The organism is Microcystis sp. LEGE 00066 (assembly GCF_015207925.1).
GTDB lineage: Bacteria > Cyanobacteriota > Cyanobacteriia > Cyanobacteriales > Microcystaceae > Microcystis > Microcystis ichthyoblabe_A.
This window is the reverse complement of record NZ_JADEVX010000088.1, coordinates 1-17,891: the sequence shown is the minus strand read 5'-3', so window position 1 is coordinate 17,891 and position 17,891 is coordinate 1. Positions and strand designations below refer to the sequence as shown.

Annotated in this window: 17 protein-coding genes and 2 pseudogenes; 16 read left to right on the top strand and 3 right to left on the bottom strand. The window is 41.1% G+C overall.

Features of this window, described 5'->3' with window-relative positions:
• The 7 genes from IQ224_RS13405 to IQ224_RS13375 form a co-directional block, all read left to right on the top strand.
• On the top strand, positions 1 to 241 hold a 241-nt coding region (locus tag IQ224_RS13405), incomplete at its 5' end, for a transposase (RefSeq protein WP_194032751.1).
• Between the two features lie 382 nt (positions 242 to 623).
• Complete coding sequence (locus IQ224_RS13400) at positions 624 to 1,538, top strand: hypothetical protein (protein WP_002745338.1); 915 nt, start codon at positions 624 to 626, stop codon at positions 1,536 to 1,538.
• Between the two features lie 49 nt (positions 1,539 to 1,587).
• Positions 1,588 to 3,606: an Hsp70 family protein gene (locus IQ224_RS13395; RefSeq protein WP_002745337.1), complete on the top strand. Its 2,019-nt coding sequence runs from the start codon at positions 1,588 to 1,590 to the stop codon at positions 3,604 to 3,606.
• A 20-nt stretch (positions 3,607 to 3,626) separates the two neighbouring features.
• The gene (locus tag IQ224_RS13390) at positions 3,627 to 6,362 is read left to right on the top strand and encodes an ATP-binding protein (protein ID WP_110980653.1); all 2,736 of its coding nucleotides are present in this window, start codon (positions 3,627 to 3,629) and stop codon (positions 6,360 to 6,362) included.
• 33 nt (positions 6,363 to 6,395) lie between these two features.
• A complete protein-coding gene (locus tag IQ224_RS13385; protein ID WP_002745335.1) occupies positions 6,396 to 6,713 on the top strand; it encodes a hypothetical protein in 318 nt (105 codons plus the stop codon).
• An 11-nt stretch (positions 6,714 to 6,724) separates the two neighbouring features.
• Entirely contained in the window at positions 6,725 to 7,363 is a 639-nt protein-coding gene (locus IQ224_RS13380) for a putative zinc-binding metallopeptidase (RefSeq protein ID WP_002745332.1), read from the top strand.
• A gap of 94 nt (positions 7,364 to 7,457) precedes the next feature.
• Positions 7,458 to 8,507: a ThiF family adenylyltransferase gene (locus IQ224_RS13375; protein ID WP_002745331.1), complete on the top strand. Its 1,050-nt coding sequence runs from the start codon at positions 7,458 to 7,460 to the stop codon at positions 8,505 to 8,507.
• A gap of 91 nt (positions 8,508 to 8,598) precedes the next feature.
• Here the strand turns inward: IQ224_RS13375 and IQ224_RS25020 are convergent.
• Together IQ224_RS25020 and IQ224_RS13360 are read right to left on the bottom strand one after the other, a co-directional pair.
• Positions 8,599 to 9,606 (bottom strand): annotated as a pseudogene (locus IQ224_RS25020) (IS982 family transposase).
• Between the two features lie 36 nt (positions 9,607 to 9,642).
• Positions 9,643 to 9,981 (bottom strand): hypothetical protein, encoded by a 339-nt coding sequence (locus tag IQ224_RS13360; protein ID WP_228036229.1) that lies wholly within the window; start codon positions 9,979 to 9,981, stop codon positions 9,643 to 9,645.
• A 75-nt stretch (positions 9,982 to 10,056) separates the two neighbouring features.
• Here IQ224_RS13360 and IQ224_RS25015 point away from each other — a divergent pair.
• From IQ224_RS25015 to IQ224_RS13340, 5 genes and pseudogenes are all read left to right on the top strand, one after another.
• Positions 10,057 to 10,269, top strand: a pseudogene (locus IQ224_RS25015) (hypothetical protein).
• Between the two features lie 253 nt (positions 10,270 to 10,522).
• The gene (locus IQ224_RS24160; protein ID WP_228036228.1) at positions 10,523 to 10,783 is read left to right on the top strand and encodes a PIN domain-containing protein; all 261 of its coding nucleotides are present in this window, start codon (positions 10,523 to 10,525) and stop codon (positions 10,781 to 10,783) included.
• A gap of 352 nt (positions 10,784 to 11,135) precedes the next feature.
• Positions 11,136 to 11,513: a hypothetical protein gene (locus tag IQ224_RS13350; RefSeq protein WP_084989826.1), complete on the top strand. Its 378-nt coding sequence runs from the start codon at positions 11,136 to 11,138 to the stop codon at positions 11,511 to 11,513.
• Positions 11,514 to 11,567: 54 nt separating this feature from the next.
• Entirely contained in the window at positions 11,568 to 13,979 is a 2,412-nt protein-coding gene (locus tag IQ224_RS13345) for a hypothetical protein (protein WP_002744615.1), read from the top strand.
• A 296-nt stretch (positions 13,980 to 14,275) separates the two neighbouring features.
• Positions 14,276 to 14,518, top strand: coding sequence for a DUF2278 family protein (locus tag IQ224_RS13340; RefSeq protein WP_002749351.1), 243 nt, complete (start codon positions 14,276 to 14,278; stop codon positions 14,516 to 14,518).
• Positions 14,519 to 14,532: 14 nt separating this feature from the next.
• On the opposite strand, the gene IQ224_RS13335 is transcribed toward IQ224_RS13340, so the two are convergent.
• Positions 14,533 to 15,087 (bottom strand): Uma2 family endonuclease, encoded by a 555-nt coding sequence (locus tag IQ224_RS13335; RefSeq protein ID WP_084989827.1) that lies wholly within the window; start codon positions 15,085 to 15,087, stop codon positions 14,533 to 14,535.
• A 206-nt stretch (positions 15,088 to 15,293) separates the two neighbouring features.
• On the opposite strand from IQ224_RS13335, the gene IQ224_RS13330 reads away from it, so the two are divergent.
• From IQ224_RS13330 to IQ224_RS13315, 4 genes are all read left to right on the top strand, one after another.
• Entirely contained in the window at positions 15,294 to 15,470 is a 177-nt protein-coding gene (locus tag IQ224_RS13330) for a hypothetical protein (protein WP_002749346.1), read from the top strand.
• The gene (locus tag IQ224_RS13325; protein ID WP_002749344.1) at positions 15,467 to 16,525 is read left to right on the top strand and encodes a DUF3326 domain-containing protein; all 1,059 of its coding nucleotides are present in this window, start codon (positions 15,467 to 15,469) and stop codon (positions 16,523 to 16,525) included. Before IQ224_RS13330 ends, IQ224_RS13325 begins: the two co-directional genes overlap by 4 nt.
• Positions 16,522 to 17,103, top strand: a complete 582-nt coding sequence (locus tag IQ224_RS13320) for a CPBP family intramembrane glutamic endopeptidase (RefSeq protein WP_002749341.1) — start codon at positions 16,522 to 16,524, stop codon at positions 17,101 to 17,103. Before IQ224_RS13325 ends, IQ224_RS13320 begins: the two co-directional genes overlap by 4 nt.
• A gap of 265 nt (positions 17,104 to 17,368) precedes the next feature.
• Positions 17,369 to 17,812, top strand: coding sequence for a DUF3531 family protein (locus tag IQ224_RS13315; RefSeq protein ID WP_002749339.1), 444 nt, complete (start codon positions 17,369 to 17,371; stop codon positions 17,810 to 17,812).
• The last annotated feature ends 79 nt before the right edge of the window (positions 17,813 to 17,891 follow it).

Genomic DNA, 17,891 nt, shown 5'->3' with positions numbered 1-17,891 from the left:
AGAGGGAATGCTATCCATCTCGGAATGGTTGGCAAAATCCTCCAGTGTTTTTACTAAGAGTTGTCAAACAATCCGAAACTGGTTTGGAGAAATAATTAGTTATTTCGAGCGAAGGACAACGAATGGGGTGGTCGAGGGAATCAACAATAAACTTAAACTAATAAAACGGAGAGGCTATGGCTTTAGAAACTTTCGGAATTTTTGGGTTAGAAGTATGTTATCTTGGCATCTTGTCTGTTGATTTAGCATAAAGAGTAACGAAGAGCCGTTTTGTTTAAATTAGTATTTTTAACTAGGTAAGCCGCTAGAATAGAAACAAAGGAGGTAAAAAGAAGAAGCAGTAAGCGTTCTTTGTTGGGTTTAATTAAAGTAGCCACCAAGTAGGCTTTCGGAAAAATATTGGCAGGGGGGGAATCTTTAGATATGGCAGTGTTCAAGCGTATCTATGCTTTTGATTGCGGGACAACTAAATGGCCTATCTATCGGCTTAACTGCTAGGGGTTCACACAGAATGCCGACGACCAGAGACTAGACACTGTGGGTGATGCTGTTGTCTTAAGTTGCTGAACAGCTAAAATGAGAAAAACCCAGCAGTTCAAATGATTGAATAATGAGGTTATAAGATGTCTGATAAACTAATTGAATCTTTTAACTACGAAAGACAGGATACCTTAAAGAAAAAACTAACGGAAGTAAACAGTTTACAAGAAGTAGCTGATATTATCCAGAATGAACTGGCTTTTTATGGGGATATAGGAGGAGACTATATCAATAGTTTAACCCCTTCTCAGGCAAAAACAGCACTTGCACTTTTAGCTATCTTAAGAGAATCCCATGATACATTGGGAGATTCTGTAAGATTTAAAACCTATCATCCTCATGAGAAACCATCTTCTCAACACTCATCCGAATTAGTTGCTATCCAAAATACTGTAGTAATTACTATAGGTGCTGGTATGGGTGCTGGTATGGGCTTCTTAGGTGGACCTCTTGGAGTTATTTGTGGTGCAGCTATTGGAAGCGGTATAGCAAAATTTGTTAGTGATTCATTTCAAGAGAAGTCACCTTCAGCAAAAAATAAGCAACAGCGAAATCAAGTTAAACTAGAACTTGATATTGATAAGTTAATATCAGAGCTTGTTAATTTACTAAAAAAAATTGATAAGCTGGTACTACAAGAAGAACCGGTTTCTCAGCCAAAGCCAGAAGAAAAAAAATCACAACTAACAGATTTTCCTGAAATTATCGCATTTATTCAAAAATTAGCAGGACAACGCTATTCGGGGTTGTCTAAGGATTTAGACTTTGCGATGCAGGAGGAATTACCATCATTATTGGAAGTGTATAGCTTACAAATAGATGAATTTTCTTTAGAAGACTTTAATCTTGAAAAATTAAATCCAGAAATTTATCGAATGTATGATCTAAAAACTAGCGATAAGTTTGTTAAACCCTTTATTGAAGCTCCAGCAATTTTAAAAGAAGGGCAGCTTTTTTTAAGAGGAAAAATGTATTTGCCTAATGTAGCAAATCAGTAAATTGTTTTGGGAAGATAAAAGTTATAAAAATTCAAAGGAGGAATTGACTATGACTTCTAATAATGATTTAGCTCAAATAAATGTTTTGGGATTTGATCTCGGACATGGAGAAACAGCATTAGCTTATATACCTGGATGCAAGGATAAAACTATACCCGCTAAAAAAGTATTTGACAGTAATATTACAGCAATTGCTTATTTGTCTACAGGGGATGTGGTGTGGGGAAAAACAGCCATATCTTATCAAGAGAATGCTCAAGCTGAAGTCTTTGATATAGGGTTTAAGTGTAAGCCTGGAACTGATAATAAATTAGATAAAAAAATTTCGGATTTTGCTTTGACCGTATATCGTGATGCTAAAAGTTCATTAAATTTGAACGGACAACAACATATCGAATTATTTATGGGATGTCCTTCTGGTTGGAGTGATGAAGAGAAAGAAAAATATAAAACTCTTTTTACTCAAGCAGGTTTACCAAATGTAACTGTTATTGCTGAATCTGAAGCTGCTTATGCTTACTATTTCGAGGAACTAAAAGGCAAAAAAAATTCAAAAGTTTCTATAGGAAATATTGCTGGATTTCCTCTTATATTGGATTTTGGTTCATCAACCCTTGATGCAACTGTGGAAAGAAAAATAGGAGAGCCAATTAGTGATGGAATCAACTTAGGTTCTTCTTTAATTGACGAAGCGATTCTCACTTGGAACTTAAAGAGTTATCGTAATTCTCAATATCCTTTAAAAACATATATAACTGAATCTTATATCGAAAAAATTAATGGATTTTTAGAGTCTAGTCGTTCAGCTTATGCAATAGCTCTTTTAAAGTGTAGAGAAGCTAAAGAAAAATATTTTAAAAAACGTGAAACACTTCCGTTAACTCAAAGATTAAGAATAGTAGAACAGCCATTAATGGAACATCCCTGTATCTCAGAATTTATTCCATTATATATATTTATTGATGATGAAGTAATTGAAACACTTTTAAACCAACCTCTCAAGGAAATACTCCCTTCAAAATCTATTCCTAAAGATGATAAATTGGGTGATTTAGGGACTCATTCATGGCTGGAATGGTGTCAATTATTTTTGCAACAAAAAATGTGCTTAGAGCTTGAAAAAAAAGGTTTGAGTTTAAAAGATATTGGTATTATTGCTTTTACAGGAGGAGCTTCATTGATGCCTCAAGTGAAAAAAGTAGTTGAACAAATTTTTTGTGATTTAGATTCACGACATATTAAATATGATAGTGATCCTATGCTATGTATTGCCAAAGGATTGGCAATTAAAGGAAGAATGAAGATCATAACCACAGATTTTGAGAAAGAAGTTGATACTTTTTGTGAGGATTCAGATAAAGGTTTATGGGATGTTGTTTTTAAACATTATAAGGAAACAAAGCTTGTCCAGATTTTGGGAGATAAATTCGGGGAAATTACAAAAAGAAAGTTATATGCTTGGCTCAAAGGCAATATTGATAAATCAGAGCAAATTGGTAGGACAATTAGAAATGAATTTACCAAATGGAGTAAATCAGAAGCTCTGACGAAAGAAATCCAAAAAGAATTAGAAAGAATTGAAGCTTTAATTCGTAAAGATGTCAATAAATTATTAACGCCTATTGTGGAAAAATATTTTACTGAGAATGTAGATTTTTTACCGTTCTCATTTTTAACCGAAAACTTTAGTGAAATTCATCGTAAGTTAGCAAAAGAATATGGACAAGAAATTGATGATGATTGTAATTTTACGCTAACTTCACTTTATCAAAATATTGCCAAAAGATTTGCAGAGGCAATAGAAGAAGATAAAACTGATTTTGATAGTAACTTTAACTATTGGAATGCACCTCATGGATTTGGTTTAAGGTGGCTTTCTTTAGATGAATCACAGATAGAACAAATTCAAGAAAATATAAAAATTGTAGGAGAAAATATGGTTATTGACTGCTTGAATGACAAAGATTTTCAAGATTTATTTTTATCGGCAATCTATCGCTCATTACAAGTCGCTTTGAAATCAAAAATGAATAAAGAGCAGTATGTTTTATATGCTTTAGCAGAGTAATAAATAAAGTAAAAATAATTATGAACGAAAATCCACTATTAATTACAAGCAAAGGAAAGCAAACAGATAAAGAAGAAGATTCATTTCTTCAACAAATGGCTATGGCAACAGTGATGTCTCAATCTTTGCTCTATGTGAGTGGGCGGAATTATTTAGAATTTCCAGAAAATGATTGTTCTCAACTATTTAGTATCGCCCAAAAACCACCTCCAAAGTTACCACCTCATTTTATTCATATTGGTCAATTGGGAAAACCCTTATTAGGAGATCCCTATGAACCTCTTTTAGCACTTCAAACTGCTTTAGCATCATGCCATGGTGATTATAATCAACAATTAATTTTCTTGGTTATTCATGACGGATATTACAATAATATCTATATGGGGGTTCGTCATGATCAACATCCTCCCCACGCATTTATGCGTTCATTTCAGCATTTTTTCCGAGGTTTATACTCTGGCTCTCAGCTAGAATATTTAACTCCTAACAAAGAATCTTATAAAACTAAAATCATTCAACCATTACAGGAAATGGAACATGGAATCTGTTTAACGGGGATTCCTTCCATCAAACAAAGCAGTAATGCAGAATATTTATCTTGTTTAGATCGCTTACTTAGAGGAATACAAGGAGAACCTTTCGCTTATCTTGTGATTGCAGATCCCATTAATCCTATTGAAATTGATAATATTACCTATAGATGTCGTGACTTAATTGGACAAGTACACGCCCTAAGTAAAATGAATATGACTAAAGGTCGTTCTCATGCAGTTACAAATCAAGAAAGTGAAACTAAAACTGAAGGAACACAAAGGAGTCAAGGTAAAACTGAAAGTTCTACAAAGCTGGGTGTCTTACCAATGCTAGGAATAGCAGGAGCTGGAACTTATGCAGCATCAGCTTTAGGGGTTCTTTCAGTCACTTTTCCCCCAGCCGCCTTAGTTGTTGGAATTGGTGGACTTTTGGTATCTTCTAAACTTTCTCTATCAAGGCAATCTTCTCGTTCTATCAATACCACAGTTTCTGAAAGCATAGCTCGAAGTATATCTCAAAGTGTTTCTGATACTGAATCAATGCAAATGAGCATTGAGTTTATTAATGCTCATGTTCAAGCAGCAGAACACTTATTAAATCAATATGTAGAGCGTTTTTACTCAAAAAGAGCTTTAGGTCATTGGAATGTGGGAGTTTACTGTCTATCTGCTTTTCCTGAAATCGCTGAATTAGCTGGTACACAACTTCAAGCTGTTCTTAATGGCTCTGCCAGTATGCTAGAACCTGTGCGTTGGCATAAACTAGAGCCTTTTATGTATCAATCAGATTTCCGCAATCCTTTACAGCGTTTAGAAACGCCTCCATTAACTTCCAAATTAGATACGGAGCATCCTTTTGGTTATTTATTTGAGAATTTAACGACTCCCTTAACAACGGCTGAATTAAGTCTTTTAACTAACTATCCTCGTCGAGAAATTCCAGGTATTCAACTAATTCCTACCGCAGAATTTAGCCTTAATCGGAATATGCCAACCGAGAATAGTGTGATACTTGGTAATTTAATAGATGCGGGAACTGAAACTAAATTACCCTATGGTTTAGAGATTGATTCATTAAGTAAACATACTCTCATAACAGGTATTACAGGCAGTGGAAAATCAACTACTTGTCAAAAACTATTGAGTGAACTGCAAAAACGTCATCTGCCTTTCCTTGTCATTGAACCAGCTAAAGATGAATATGTTGAATGGGCAATGGAAATTAACGAGCGCCTTCCACCAGATAGCCCAAACCGAATTGCCATCTATATTCCTGGTATTCAAACTTGGCGAGGACGAAAACTAGAAGACCAGTTAACTTTAAATCCCTTTGACTTGGTTTGGCTCTCTGAAGATACAACCCCGCAAATTTTACCCCATATAGACCGTTTGAAATCAATTTTAAACGCTTCTTTCCCCATGCAAGAAATATTACCTGTTTTGCTGGAAGAAGCCTTGTTCTATGCCTACAGCCGTCCTCATAACTGGTTAGATGAGCAATTACCTCCCTTTAGTACGCCTCGACCAACCTTCACTCAGCTTCTCGACCAGGTACAATTGGTAGTCAAGAGTAAAGGGTATGAAGAACGCATTACCGCTAATCTCAGTGCTGCCCTAAAAACCCGCATCCAAAGCCTGCGCCAAGGATGGAAGGGCAAACTGTTAGATCGACCCAATTCTACCCCTTGGGCAGCCATTTTTGACCGTCCAGCTATTATTAACCTCTCCCACTTAGGGGACGATGCCGATAAAGCTTTTACGATGGCGGTACTTTTACAATTTTTATATGAGTACCGACAGATACAACAGGAAACCGCTTCCACCGAAGAAAGAAAAAGCGATCGCTTGCGTCACCTGACTGTAATTGAAGAAGCCCACCGCCTCTTACTCCGAGCAACACCAGGAACTTTAGAACAGGCTAATCCCCAAGCTAAAGTAGCTGAAATGTTTGCCAATATTCTTTCAGAAATCAGGGCTTATGGAGAAGGGTTGCTAATTGCCGACCAAGTTCCTGCGAGATTAGTCCCCGATGCCATTAAAAATACTAACCTTAAAATAGTTCATCGGTTAGTCGCTGCCGATGATCGAGAAGCCATGAGTGCTTGCATGACCTTAACTCCAGAACAAAGTGCTATTATCAATCGCCTCCGTCTGGGACAGGCTATTATTTATGGAGAACAAGCTGATATGGCATCTTGGGTACAGATTTTAAAACAGGACTAACCAAGCTTTGATCAAAATTAGGAGGTCTAAGAGATGAAAATTTTAGAAATCGTTAACAACAAACGGCAACCGATAGGACGAATCTTTTGGGAATCACCGGATAAGATTACCTTAGAAGTTTTAGATTCTCGATTTGAGTCAAAGCTTCAATCTCTGATCGAAACAGGAAAAAGGGATGGATTTCCTTATCGTAAAGGGAGAGAAGTAGAAGATTCAGGTCATCGTATTTTTATTGACGAGAAAATTATAGTAAAACCTGAAGATGAAAAATTCTTAGAAGCAATGGCTGATGTAGTCAGTCGCTATACCTTTGGTGGCGAAAGAGCTTTTGGGTTACTTAAAGAACAATAGGAGATAGAAAAATGAATATTTTTGAATCTTTTGGTCAAGAAGGAGGGGAAATCACCCCAGAAACGGGTTTAGGTTCTGTAGAGTTAGTTAACTATACAGAAATCGGTAATTTTGAAGCAAGTGGATTATTGACAAATCAAGAAGTAGGCAACTATTTACGAGAAACTTTACTTCCTTCTCACTTAGAAAACTGCCCAAGTATTGAATATCAATCTGAATGTAGTCAACATTATCCAGAAGCCCTAGGAACTTGTAGCCGATTGAATAATGAAATTTGTATTTGGGGACCGACAGAACGATTTAGCAGTCCCGGTGAAATCCTCGAAATAGTAACTCATGAAGTAGGTCATAGTGTTCATAACAATATTATGGCTCAAAAACCTGAAGTTGCTGAAAGATGGAATCAATTACATGAGCAAAGTTGGACTAAATTTAGTCAAGATGGAACAGGTTTTGTTTCACCTTATGCTCAAACAAATATGAGAGAAGACTTTGCTGAAACTTATATGACTTACGTTCGAGATCCCGAAAAGCTATTATTTTTTAGTCCTGAAAAGTATGAATTTATGAATAAGGAAGTTTTTTGTGGGACAACATACAGTTCTCCTCTGCAATTTGGTTATGTAGATCTCAGTGAAATTAGCAATTGAAACATCTCAAATCATCTTATCTTGTGTTTTAATTTCTAAACCATTTCTGGTTGATTTAATTGTCAAAAGGTAATATTTTTTTATACTTAAGTCAATGAATATACAGGATACTAAGTTTCAACTAAAAAGGTTTTTATCAATTAGAGTTGAGCGGGAACGTCCGATTATTTGGATTGGGAAATTACCCCCCAATGCTATCAAAATTGAACATCCTCCTTTTTATCTGGCAAAAATGTTAGAAATTTTATCAGAGCCTCATACTTTTGAGGATCTCTGGCAAAAAATGAAACTTGAATATCCTCAATGTTATCAGGACGAACTTAAAGATTCTTTTATCAATCTTTTGAAACTAGGAGTAATCTCTCCTCAATTCACTGAAGGAAGATATCACCGTCATCAATTATATTTTGATCTTTTTCAAATTTCACCAGAGCATTATTATCAAACACTTTCTACAAAAACAGTAGGATTAATTGGCTCTGGAGGAATAGGTTCGACGGCTGCACTGTTGCTGACAACGGCTGGGGTAGGAACCCTTATTTTATCTGATGAGGATTTCATCGAAGAGAGTAATTTAACTCGAACAATTCTTTTTGAAGAATCTGATATCGGGACTCGCAAAGTCATCTCAGCAAAAGCTAGATTGGAGAGCAGAAATCAAGAAACGACCATTGTTCCAGTCATTAAGATGTGCGATGGGGTTGATTTTCTTAAAGAATATTTCTCTAAATGTGATGTACTCCTTGTGTCTGCTGATAGTCCTTCGGATATACATCACTGGGTCAATCAAGCAGCTGTTGAATTAAAGACCCCGTATGTAACTGCTGGATATGTGGAAATCTTCGGCTCAGTAGGACCTTTTATTGTTCCTGGTATAACTGCCTGTTATAACTGTCATCTCCTCAATACAAAACAACCATCTAGAAAATTTAGACAATTAAATAATAATTTTCAAACAGCATCCTATGGACCTCTCAATGGACTTGTTTCAAGTATAGTCGTGAATGAGATTTTAAGGTATTTACTTAATCTAGATACAAAAACCCTTGCAAAGCAAATGCTTATCAACTCTAGTAATTATACTGTATCATTTATAGAATATCAAAAAAATAGTCAATGCTATTGTCAGCAATCAATTCATTAGACTACGATGACTTTACTTCAGTTGTTTAGACGCAAATTAACTATAAAACTTTATTCTCGGATTTGTTGAGCTATTTTAACCTGAGTTCGGGTTAGGCAGATTGAGGTAAAACCCAGTCCATCTGTAGGGAGGGCTTCTTGGGTTGGTGACAGTAAGCAATTAAGCCACACAAGACGTTGACACAAAAATTGACCGGCTTCGGTGACGAGAATGTTCGATTTGAGAAATATTCTTCAATTGGTCAATAATCGTATCAATAATACAGCGTTTTCGAGATAGAAGCTTATCCTGTAAACGCATCAGTTGATTCTTCATGTTACGACGGGGTTTGGCGAAAAAATGAATGCCAAAATTTTCTAATACCATTGCTCTAAATGAAAACTACACATCGAATTTAAGTCACCCTTTTTAAGGGGGATTTAGTGGGATTAAACTTCTGTAGTCAGACTTTGGAGAATTGGTATAACAATTGAGTTGCTAACTTAGCTGAAACATAACCCCGATCACCGAAGGTGCGCCTTTGGCGACCAGCAAAAACTGTGCCAAAAATATTGGCAAGTAGTTCGGGAATCGGTTTTCGATCATCTACGTTGCCGGTCGTCAAGATGACGTTCAGTAATTCCCCTCTTTCATTGACAACTAAATGAAGCTTAAATCCGAAAAACTAATCCACAGAAGTTTTTCCCCTTTGGGCGAGATTTTTAAACACTTTATGTCGCGAAATCCGCCGATTATGGCAAACTTTGAGCGCCGTAGAATCGGCAAAACTAATGCCGGTACACTGTCCACAGCAGTGTTTAAGATAGACACAAAAGGGCAACAGCGTTGAAGGAATCCACTCAATAAACCTTTGATAACTGGGTAACTTAGGAAAAGCTTGACCCCACTGCTGAGTTACTTGTTCTAAGTAATAGGATTTGAAGTTGCGATATTGATTGGCATGAAAAGCAATTAAAATTGTCATAATTTCTGATAAGCACAAGCTTTTGGCTCGTTGACGGTGAGTTAAGCCGTGACCAAGTAAGGTTTTTTGCCACTGAGGGACAAATTGTTGGCAAAAATCATCGACATGGCAGAAGAGAGCGTCTAAACTAAACATAGGGGGCTCTTCTCGACTTTGTGTGATAATTTTTGCTTATGGAATCGTGAAATGTTGACGGAGAAAGACTTTTACGACTATTTTGCCGAAGAAACTATCAGTATAGGCTTCGTTTCCACACAGAAACCGGAAGAGCCGTAATTCTTTTTCCCAATCGGAATCGACATCATTAACATCGTAGTTCGGAATGCCGATCGCTTTCGATTTTCCCCGAAAAATATCTCCGTAAAACGCGCAACGAAAATCGGTATCAGACTTTAACTCGGTTCCCGCGAGTTTCAATCCATCCTTGAGACTTGGCAACCACTCAGCAGAAATCGTGTGGCTACCCCTAAATTCTTGCGCGATGCCATGAACACCGACAATTGTAGCCATGATCCTCCAGTTATAGGGCTTGCCTATCCCTGTTGATTTTCAATTTTAAGATGAAAAGTTAGGCTCTTCTCGACTTTGTGTGATAATTTTTGCTTATGGAATCGTGAAATACTTATCAGGCAAGACTTTTAGCGCTATTTTGCGGAAGAAACTATCAGTATAGACCTCGTTTCCACACAGAAACCAGAAGAGCCAAAGTTAAAACTGATCAAATTTTTATTGCAGGATTTAGGAACAAATAATGTCGATTCCGATCAGACTTTATTATCTCAATTAGCTGGAACTTGAACAGAGGCGGATGAGATGGATTTTTTACAAAATATAGAGGCCTTTCGAGCAGTTGAGGAAAGTTTTTGGAGCTAAGACCGATTCTACTGGATACCAACGCTTACACCTCTTTTAAACGTAATATTTTTGAAGCAGTTGAAGTTATTATAAACACGCCTTTAATCGGTTAAATAGTGTAATTTTAGAGGAATTATATGGTGGTTTTGAGTTGGGTTCTAGAGAGGAATATAACCGAAGGGAACTTAAGCAATTTTTGGAAATATCCAAAATTAACTGTTTTGCGAACGCAAAGCGCTCGCTACGCGAGATCGATTCCGATACCGCCGAATATTACGCTATAGTTTATTGTGGCTTGAGGAGAAAAGGCAATCCGATCCCGACTAACGATATGTGGATTGCGGCGATCGCTCTACAATATAATCTGGCTTTATTTAGCTATGAAAAGCATTTTCGGGCGGTCAATGGGTTGATAAAGGGAAATAGCCGCGCCGATTTTGCGATTATTCGATCTTAAGAGAATTGCTTCGGCTCGGTATCGCTGAAAGTGTAGCTTCAAGGGGTACCAGGAAGCCAAAAGGAAGAATAGAACTTATCAAAAAATATTTGAGAGGGAGTCCTTAACTTTTGTTAAAAATAAGTGAGTGGACAGACTCGGAAAAATTAAGTTTTGAAAATTTGACAGCGCTTTACTATACTTTCACTTTACCCTAGAAGAAGAGCATCAAAAAGTCAAAAAATATACATGAAGACGGTTAAAAAGGAGGGAATAAGCCAACGACCTCATCCCCAGAAAAAAGCTTTTTAAGTAGGAATTAAAAGAGCGGCGGACAGGGTGAGTAGTTTGAAAGATTGAGAGGAAAAATACCATGACGACAACCGTTCAACGCTTAAGCCAACTAAATTTTGCATCCCTATCACCGGCGGGGGGATTGTTCCCGTCGCCGATCGCCTGGGAAGACCAAGCGCGTTCTATTTCTTATACCATTTTTCTTTATTTGCGTCACAACGAATGCAGGCTTGGCAAGCATTCGAGCGTGGATGTCTGTCATGGATTTAGAAATTTGGTATTAATGCTCGATCGCTTCTCCGATGGTCGTGAAAATGGGTACAAGGACAACGAGGGGAATTTAGTCCGGAGCGGGACAACCCCACCCTACAGTGCCGCTGGTGCGGAGAATGCCGTGAAAACAGAGTGGGAAAGCAGTTTTGGTAACTGTTCCGGCGGCGGGTTTTGTGATTTTTGAGTGAGGTGAGGGGAGCATATCAACGCACAAAGTGTATGTATTAGGAGAGAAAAAATGACAACCTTTAGAATTTCTGGTCAAATTATCGATCTTCATACGCACCAAGGGCTATTTGCAGTTCGAGTTGAGGCGTGGGATAAGGACTTGATCTGCAGCGACTTAGTTGGCAGTGCGGTTACTGATAGTCAAGGTGTTTTCCAGATAACATTTGACGAGTCTTATTTCCAAGAATTGTTCTTTGACCGACGGCCCGATCTATTTTTTAAGGTTTACTCCGCTGGCAATCTTATCAAGAGTACTGAAGACTCTGTGTTGTGGAACATCAACGCTAAAGAAATTCCAATTGTAATTGAGGTTGAGATGATGATAGATACAAGACCAAACCTAACACCCGATCGCCAACCGATCAAACCTTTACAGGCGCAACGACTGGCAGCGCTAACAGGCTTGAAGGCAGAGGAAGTTGTCAATAAGAACGTTGCCGAACTAAGTGAACAGCTTAAGTGGCAAATTGATCCAGAGCTATTCTTGTTTCGCCGCATCTGCGGCAAGGTTGTGAAGACTGACCCGACGACAGGCGTTGATTATCCAGTTCCAGGTGCAACTGTCCACATCCTTGATACTGATTGTACCTTCCTTGGATTATTTCCCATCGAATCTCCTTGGGCTTGGCTATTCCCGGTCTTTTGCCATACGGAGGAGATCGGCACTGCCAAGACTGATGGCTGTGGTAATTTCTGTGCCTGGGTGCCACGCTTTGAGATTGATTGGATTTTGCGGTGGCGGTTAGAGCGTCATTGCTTAGGAGAACTGCTAATTAAACCGAAGTTGCTCGATCTGCTGAAGTCTCTCAAGCTGATCCCAATACCACGGCCCGGACCCGATCCAGATCCCGATCCAGTAACTTTCCTGGCTCGCAACCCAAATGCGATCCGTCGCGTAGCATCGTTGGCCGGTAAAGAGGTTGCACAAAAATTGCAGGCGATCGCTCAGTCAGCGGTCAGTAACCTACGCCCGACTGAGAGCCAAGCACTGCTCAATCGCCCAGTGTTTGACCGCTCAGTTCCTCCCCCCATTCCCGATGCTTTGCGTCAGTTAGATAGCGCTTTCCAGCAGGGAGGACCGCAGGTACTAGAAACACATCTAGGCAGTAAGCATCAGTACCAGCTTGACCTGAAACGCTACATCGGTCCCTTCCTTCGCCCACCGTGTTGGTATGAGATTGAGGCTGAATGGTTGCCGCTCCTTGATGTCCCGGATATCACCTTCCGCGTCACTCAGGATGTGGATAGCGATGGAACCGAGGAGACGATCTACTCTGAGGGTTTCTTTGATGTGCGCTGGAATAAGGGAGCTATTTCGCCAGTCACTCTGCACGCCTCACAGATTGCAGTGGCTGCCCCCCTGTGTGGAAACATACCAGAGATTACCTGTACTCAGGCTGGAGAGGGAGCGGGGATCAAGGGGATTAGTCTGATGCTCGCCGAACCGCCAGCAGTGGGGGATCCACCTGTCAGTGGCTACATCGATCCAGTTACTGGTTTTGCCCGTCGCCCCAACCGCCCCCATCCTGACGGACTGATCAAAGGTTCAGCCTTTTCCACAAACGATCCAGCCGCAACAGCTCCATTCCTTGGTACGCTCCTGCTGCGTGGATGTAACCAGATGCCGAATGCAGCCTTCTACCGTGTGCTGTACAGTCACAACGGGGGGCCAGAGGCACCGTTCCTCAATTTAAGCTGGCCGATTTTTCGTCCGTTGGGCAGTCCGCCTACCTGGGTCAACCCAGTGGACGGGAAGGGTTGGTACAATATTCTGCCCGACCCTGGCAATTGGTTGGTTCCTTATCTTCTGCTGGCCTGGCCTAGTTACCAGTTCCAACCAGGCACCTATGAACTGCGCGTGGAACTGGCGAATGCAAGCAAGAACCATCTTGTTTATTCCAAACCTATCCGCGTGAACGTGGACAACTCGTCACCCTTGGGGGCAATCACGTCCCTGAATTGGCGGGTAGTGGGCAGTACGATCTGGACTTCTCTTCTACTACAATGCCCGGTAATACGGCGACCCGTTGGTGAGGATATTGAGTTTCAGGTTGTCTGGCAGGTTTCATCGCTGCACCTTCTGTACGGGCAACTGGTTGCCAGTGGATGTGGTAGCTCAACCGCAGTTCTATCGCTACAACCCCCTATGCCCACAGCAACGTCTGCACAGACGTTGGCAACAACTGAACACTGGTACACCAGTGAGGCCGACAACACCACGAGTGCCACAGCAGTCTATCGTTTGAAATTCCCTAGTGCGGGACAGCCAGACAATCAGGGTGCGTACTCGTTCTGGGTGAATGCCTACAGTCGGGCGATCGACCCCAGCCACGCAACGGGTTACAACGCTGACTGGAACTACAACCAACTGTGGATCGGAGGGACAATAGACTTCCACTCAGTGGCCGTAGTCAATCTGTAAAGGCTCTTCTCAAGCGATAGGTGATCGCACTTTGACGGTTTCTGACAACACAGTTTCAAGAAATCGATTTGACAAAAGTGCGATCGCAGTTCTGGAAAAGAAGGGCGATCGCTATCGCTAAATAAACAAGAAAGAGAGGTATTCAGAAGCTCGTCGGGTTATTTCTATGGAGCAGATATTAATGGTTCCTTAAATATTGGAAGAAAGGTAGTCGGAGAGGCCGCCTTTAGCGGGAATCCGATAGAGAGGTTCGTAGTTAACCCAGTACGGGTCAAAGCGTACAAAGCTAATTCTAGATGCAATATTTGCGTACAGAATTAGTAACTATGGAGAAAATTTCTCTAGCAACCTATGGAGTATTGAAATGTCGGGCTTTAGAACGCAAAATCGATCCCCAGATCGATTCTTCGCCCCATTATCAGGTTTTGGTAAGCGATGGGCAGAAAAAACACCGCGTCGCCATCAACGTCAAATCCCAAGAAAGCCCTTCCGATTTGCTGTATCTAGTCAATGATGCCTTTCAACTTCCAACGGGATAACGGTGTTTATCACTTTAATCTATTCCCCGGTAGAGATCGGCGATCGCTAACTCTAGGTTAATACTTGACAGGATTACGCGATCGCCTGTCTCGTAAATAGTCGTTTCCCATATCCCCAGAGAATTACGACGACGGCATTCCACGCGCTGGATTTCTTGGGAAATTAATACATATTCTTCTAACGTTTCTATCTGTTGATAATCTTGGAATTTTTCGCCCCTGTCAAAAGCGTTCTTACTGGGGGAAAGCACTTCCGCAATTAGTTTCGGATAGCGTTTCAGATAACGATCTTGGCGATCGCGAGGATCGCAGGTAACAAAAGCATCGGGATAGTAATAAAACTGATCTTGATAGTTAACCTTGACATTACCCGAGTGAAACCGACAGTCTGTAGAGTCGCCGAAATGTTCGTCAATGACTTTGAGAAAATTGAAGGCGATGCGCTCGTGATTATCCGTACCGCCGGCCATCGCATAAACCAAACCACGTCGGTATTCATGGCGGATCTGGCTCTGGCACTCGATAGCGAGATATTCTTGAGGACTGATGTAGTTGGGAACTGCGATCATAACTATAGGGGAAAGCCTAGTATTAATCATAGTACGAAAACGGCTCTGGCTCTCCTATTCTTTGTGTGATCAGTTTAACTTATATGGCGGCGATCGATCTTTGTGTTCTTCGTGTCCTTGTGGTTCCTGACCCAGAGAGCCGATAAACCAGCGCAAGAGGGCAAAATCTTGATAAACTGAGGGGATAACTATCCTGGACTATCCCCATGACCACTCACTTTATTAGTGCCGAAATCGACCTACAGGAAACCCCGCAACAACTGCAGCAAGAAATCGAAAAAGAATTAGCCAAACGCGGTGAACCCTTGCGCTGGGCAATCACAGAAGTGGATCCCGAGAATAATCAAGTCAAAGTCGAAGCGATTGTCACCACTGCCTCGTGAATTCCCGTCCCTATACCGCCGTACTAATTATTCCCACCGGCATCGGGGCAGCGATTGGCGGTTATGCTGGGGATGGCATTCCCGTGGCCAAAGCGATCGCCCAAGTTTGCGATCGCCTAATTACCCATCCCAATGTCCTCAACGGCGCACAACTGTACTGGCCCCTAGTCAACACCTACTATGTAGAGGGTTACGCTTTAGATCGTTTTGCCCGGGGGGATTGGGGATTAAGTCCCGTCCATCAAAATCGCATCGGGTTACTATTCGATCGCGCCATTGAATTTGACCTCTTGCAAAGACACCTTCAGGCTGCCGATGCTGTCCGGGCTACCCTGGGCTTAGATCTGACCGATTACCTTATCACCGATGCCCCCCTAAATGTGCAGTTGCGAGAGGCAGCCTCTGGGGCCAGTTGGGGAACAATTGGCAATCCCGACAGCTTGCTGCGGGGGGCAGAAAAACTGATTAACCAAGGCCGGGCGGAAGCGATCGCTATTGTTGCCCGTTTTCCCGACGATCCCGATAGCATTGCCCTGGCTAATTATCGCCATGGTCAGGGGGTGGATCCCCTTGCCGGAGCCGAAGCGGTAATTTCCCATCTGGTGGTGCGACAATTCCAAATACCGGCAGCCCACGCCCCCGCTTTAAGTCCGCTGCCCCTCGATCCGCAACTTTCCCCCAAGGCCGCAGCCGAAGAAATCGGTTATACTTTTTTACCCTGCGTTTTGGTGGGTTTAAGTCGCGCCCCCCAATTGGTCAAGCAGCCCAGTCCCGATGCTATTTGGGGCCGGGAGGTGGACGCGCTGATCGTTCCCGCCAGTGCCTGCGGTTCTAGCACAGTCTTAAGTTTTTGTCAAGAAAAAACCGTACTGATTGCTGTACAGGAAAATAGTACAAGAATGAAGGTGGCTCCGGAACCCCTAGGGGTGAAAGCAATTAGGGTACACTCATATACAGAGGCGATCGGTGCGATCGTTTGTCAACGGGCAGGGGTTAGCCTCCCATCTCTTCGCCCTAATTTCAACTCTTTACGCTGTTTATCCGAGAATCCGTGACTAATTCCCCTAATTCCGAATTTGATCCCCTGACACGCACACAAGTCCTCACCATTATGGCGGTAACGGCGATTATCTTGCTGGTAGTCGCCAAAGTTTGGCAATATTTCGGTGCGATCGCTATTCCCGCCATTCGCTGGACTCTCCCAGATTTACTGTTCGGATTAGCCTTAGCGGGGGCGATTAGTGGAATTAGTGGGCTTCTCTATCGTTTTTGGCCTAGTTATCGCCATAGTGCTAACTCTTACTTAGAATTAGTCATTAAACCTTTAGCTTGGCCTGATTTAATTTGGATTGGACTGCTGCCGGGGTTAAGTGAAGAATTATTATTTCGCGGGGTGATTTTGCCAGCTTTAGGTTTAAATATCTTTGGTTTAACCGTTTCTAGTCTAATTTTTGGTATCCTCCATTTTAGCGGTTCCCAACAATGGCCCTATGTTATCTGGGCAACTGTTGTCGGTTTTGCCCTCGGTTATACCGTCATCATCACCAGTAATTTATTAATCCCAATTCTCGCTCATATTATCACCAATCTCCTCGCTAGTTTTCTCTGGAAATTACAGAATAGTAATCAGTAATCAGTAATCAGTTATCAGTTATCAGTTATCAGTTATCAGTGAGTAAGTTATCAGTGATCAGATATGAGTTTTAAGTGAGCAGTATTAAATAGAAGTTTCCTAATCTCTTTTCACTGATTACTGTTTACTGAAAATACTCCCTTCTCCCCAATTCATAATTCCCAGTTCCCCATCTCCTGTCTCCTGTCTCCTGTCTCCTGTATCCCGTCTCCCGTCTCCCGTCTCCTGTATCCCGTCTCCCGTCTCCGAGTCTCCTATAAAAAATATGGAAGTACAATTTCGCGAATTTAATCCTTTTGATGTCTGGTTTTGGCTGGAATTTTCGACGGTTCCCTCGAATATGGAACAGCAGTATGTAGAAGAAGTTTTTGCCTCTTGGTTTTATTTGGGTAAATTAGGGGCTTTCAATGCCGAAAACCTACAGGTACAGGAGGTGGGAGTCGATATTAGTTATATGGAATACGATCCAGATATGGCCGAAAATGCCTTCATGTCACCGATGCACAATATGACCGATTTTGAATACTTAGGTACTTGGGGACGTTGTTGGTTTGATCTCGGTACTAGCGATCTTATTGCTTTGGATATTTTAATCAATGCCTTGACCCAATTAAGTAAAGATTTTGTCGATATTAAACGTTTAATTATCGGGGGAGAAAATCAAGATTGGCCAGTTAGCGATCGCAGTAATTATCTCTTTAGCGAATAATTAGGTTTTACTGAAAAAGTTTCTTGGTGGGGTCTGTATTCAGGAGTCAGGAGACAGGAGACAGGAGATTATTTTTATT

Bases quoted from the DNA above. Each gene is read 5' to 3' on its own strand.
- IQ224_RS13400 (WP_002745338.1), top strand. From the start codon at position 624: ATGTCTGATAAACTAATTGAATCTTTTAACTACGAAAGACAGGATACC.
- IQ224_RS13395 (WP_002745337.1), top strand. From the start codon at position 1,588: ATGACTTCTAATAATGATTTAGCTCAAATAAATGTTTTGGGATTTGAT.
- IQ224_RS13390 (WP_110980653.1), top strand. From the start codon at position 3,627: ATGAACGAAAATCCACTATTAATTACAAGCAAAGGAAAGCAAACAGAT.
- IQ224_RS13385 (WP_002745335.1), top strand. From the start codon at position 6,396: ATGAAAATTTTAGAAATCGTTAACAACAAACGGCAACCGATAGGACGA.
- IQ224_RS13380 (WP_002745332.1), top strand. From the start codon at position 6,725: ATGAATATTTTTGAATCTTTTGGTCAAGAAGGAGGGGAAATCACCCCA.
- IQ224_RS13375 (WP_002745331.1), top strand. From the start codon at position 7,458: ATGAATATACAGGATACTAAGTTTCAACTAAAAAGGTTTTTATCAATT.
- IQ224_RS13360 (WP_228036229.1), bottom strand. From the start codon at position 9,981: ATGGCTACAATTGTCGGTGTTCATGGCATCGCGCAAGAATTTAGGGGT.
- IQ224_RS13350 (WP_084989826.1), top strand. From the start codon at position 11,136: ATGACGACAACCGTTCAACGCTTAAGCCAACTAAATTTTGCATCCCTA.
- IQ224_RS13345 (WP_002744615.1), top strand. From the start codon at position 11,568: ATGACAACCTTTAGAATTTCTGGTCAAATTATCGATCTTCATACGCAC.
- IQ224_RS13340 (WP_002749351.1), top strand. From the start codon at position 14,276: ATGCAATATTTGCGTACAGAATTAGTAACTATGGAGAAAATTTCTCTA.
- IQ224_RS13335 (WP_084989827.1), bottom strand. From the start codon at position 15,087: ATGATCGCAGTTCCCAACTACATCAGTCCTCAAGAATATCTCGCTATC.
- IQ224_RS13330 (WP_002749346.1), top strand. From the start codon at position 15,294: ATGACCACTCACTTTATTAGTGCCGAAATCGACCTACAGGAAACCCCG.
- IQ224_RS13315 (WP_002749339.1), top strand. From the start codon at position 17,369: ATGGAAGTACAATTTCGCGAATTTAATCCTTTTGATGTCTGGTTTTGG.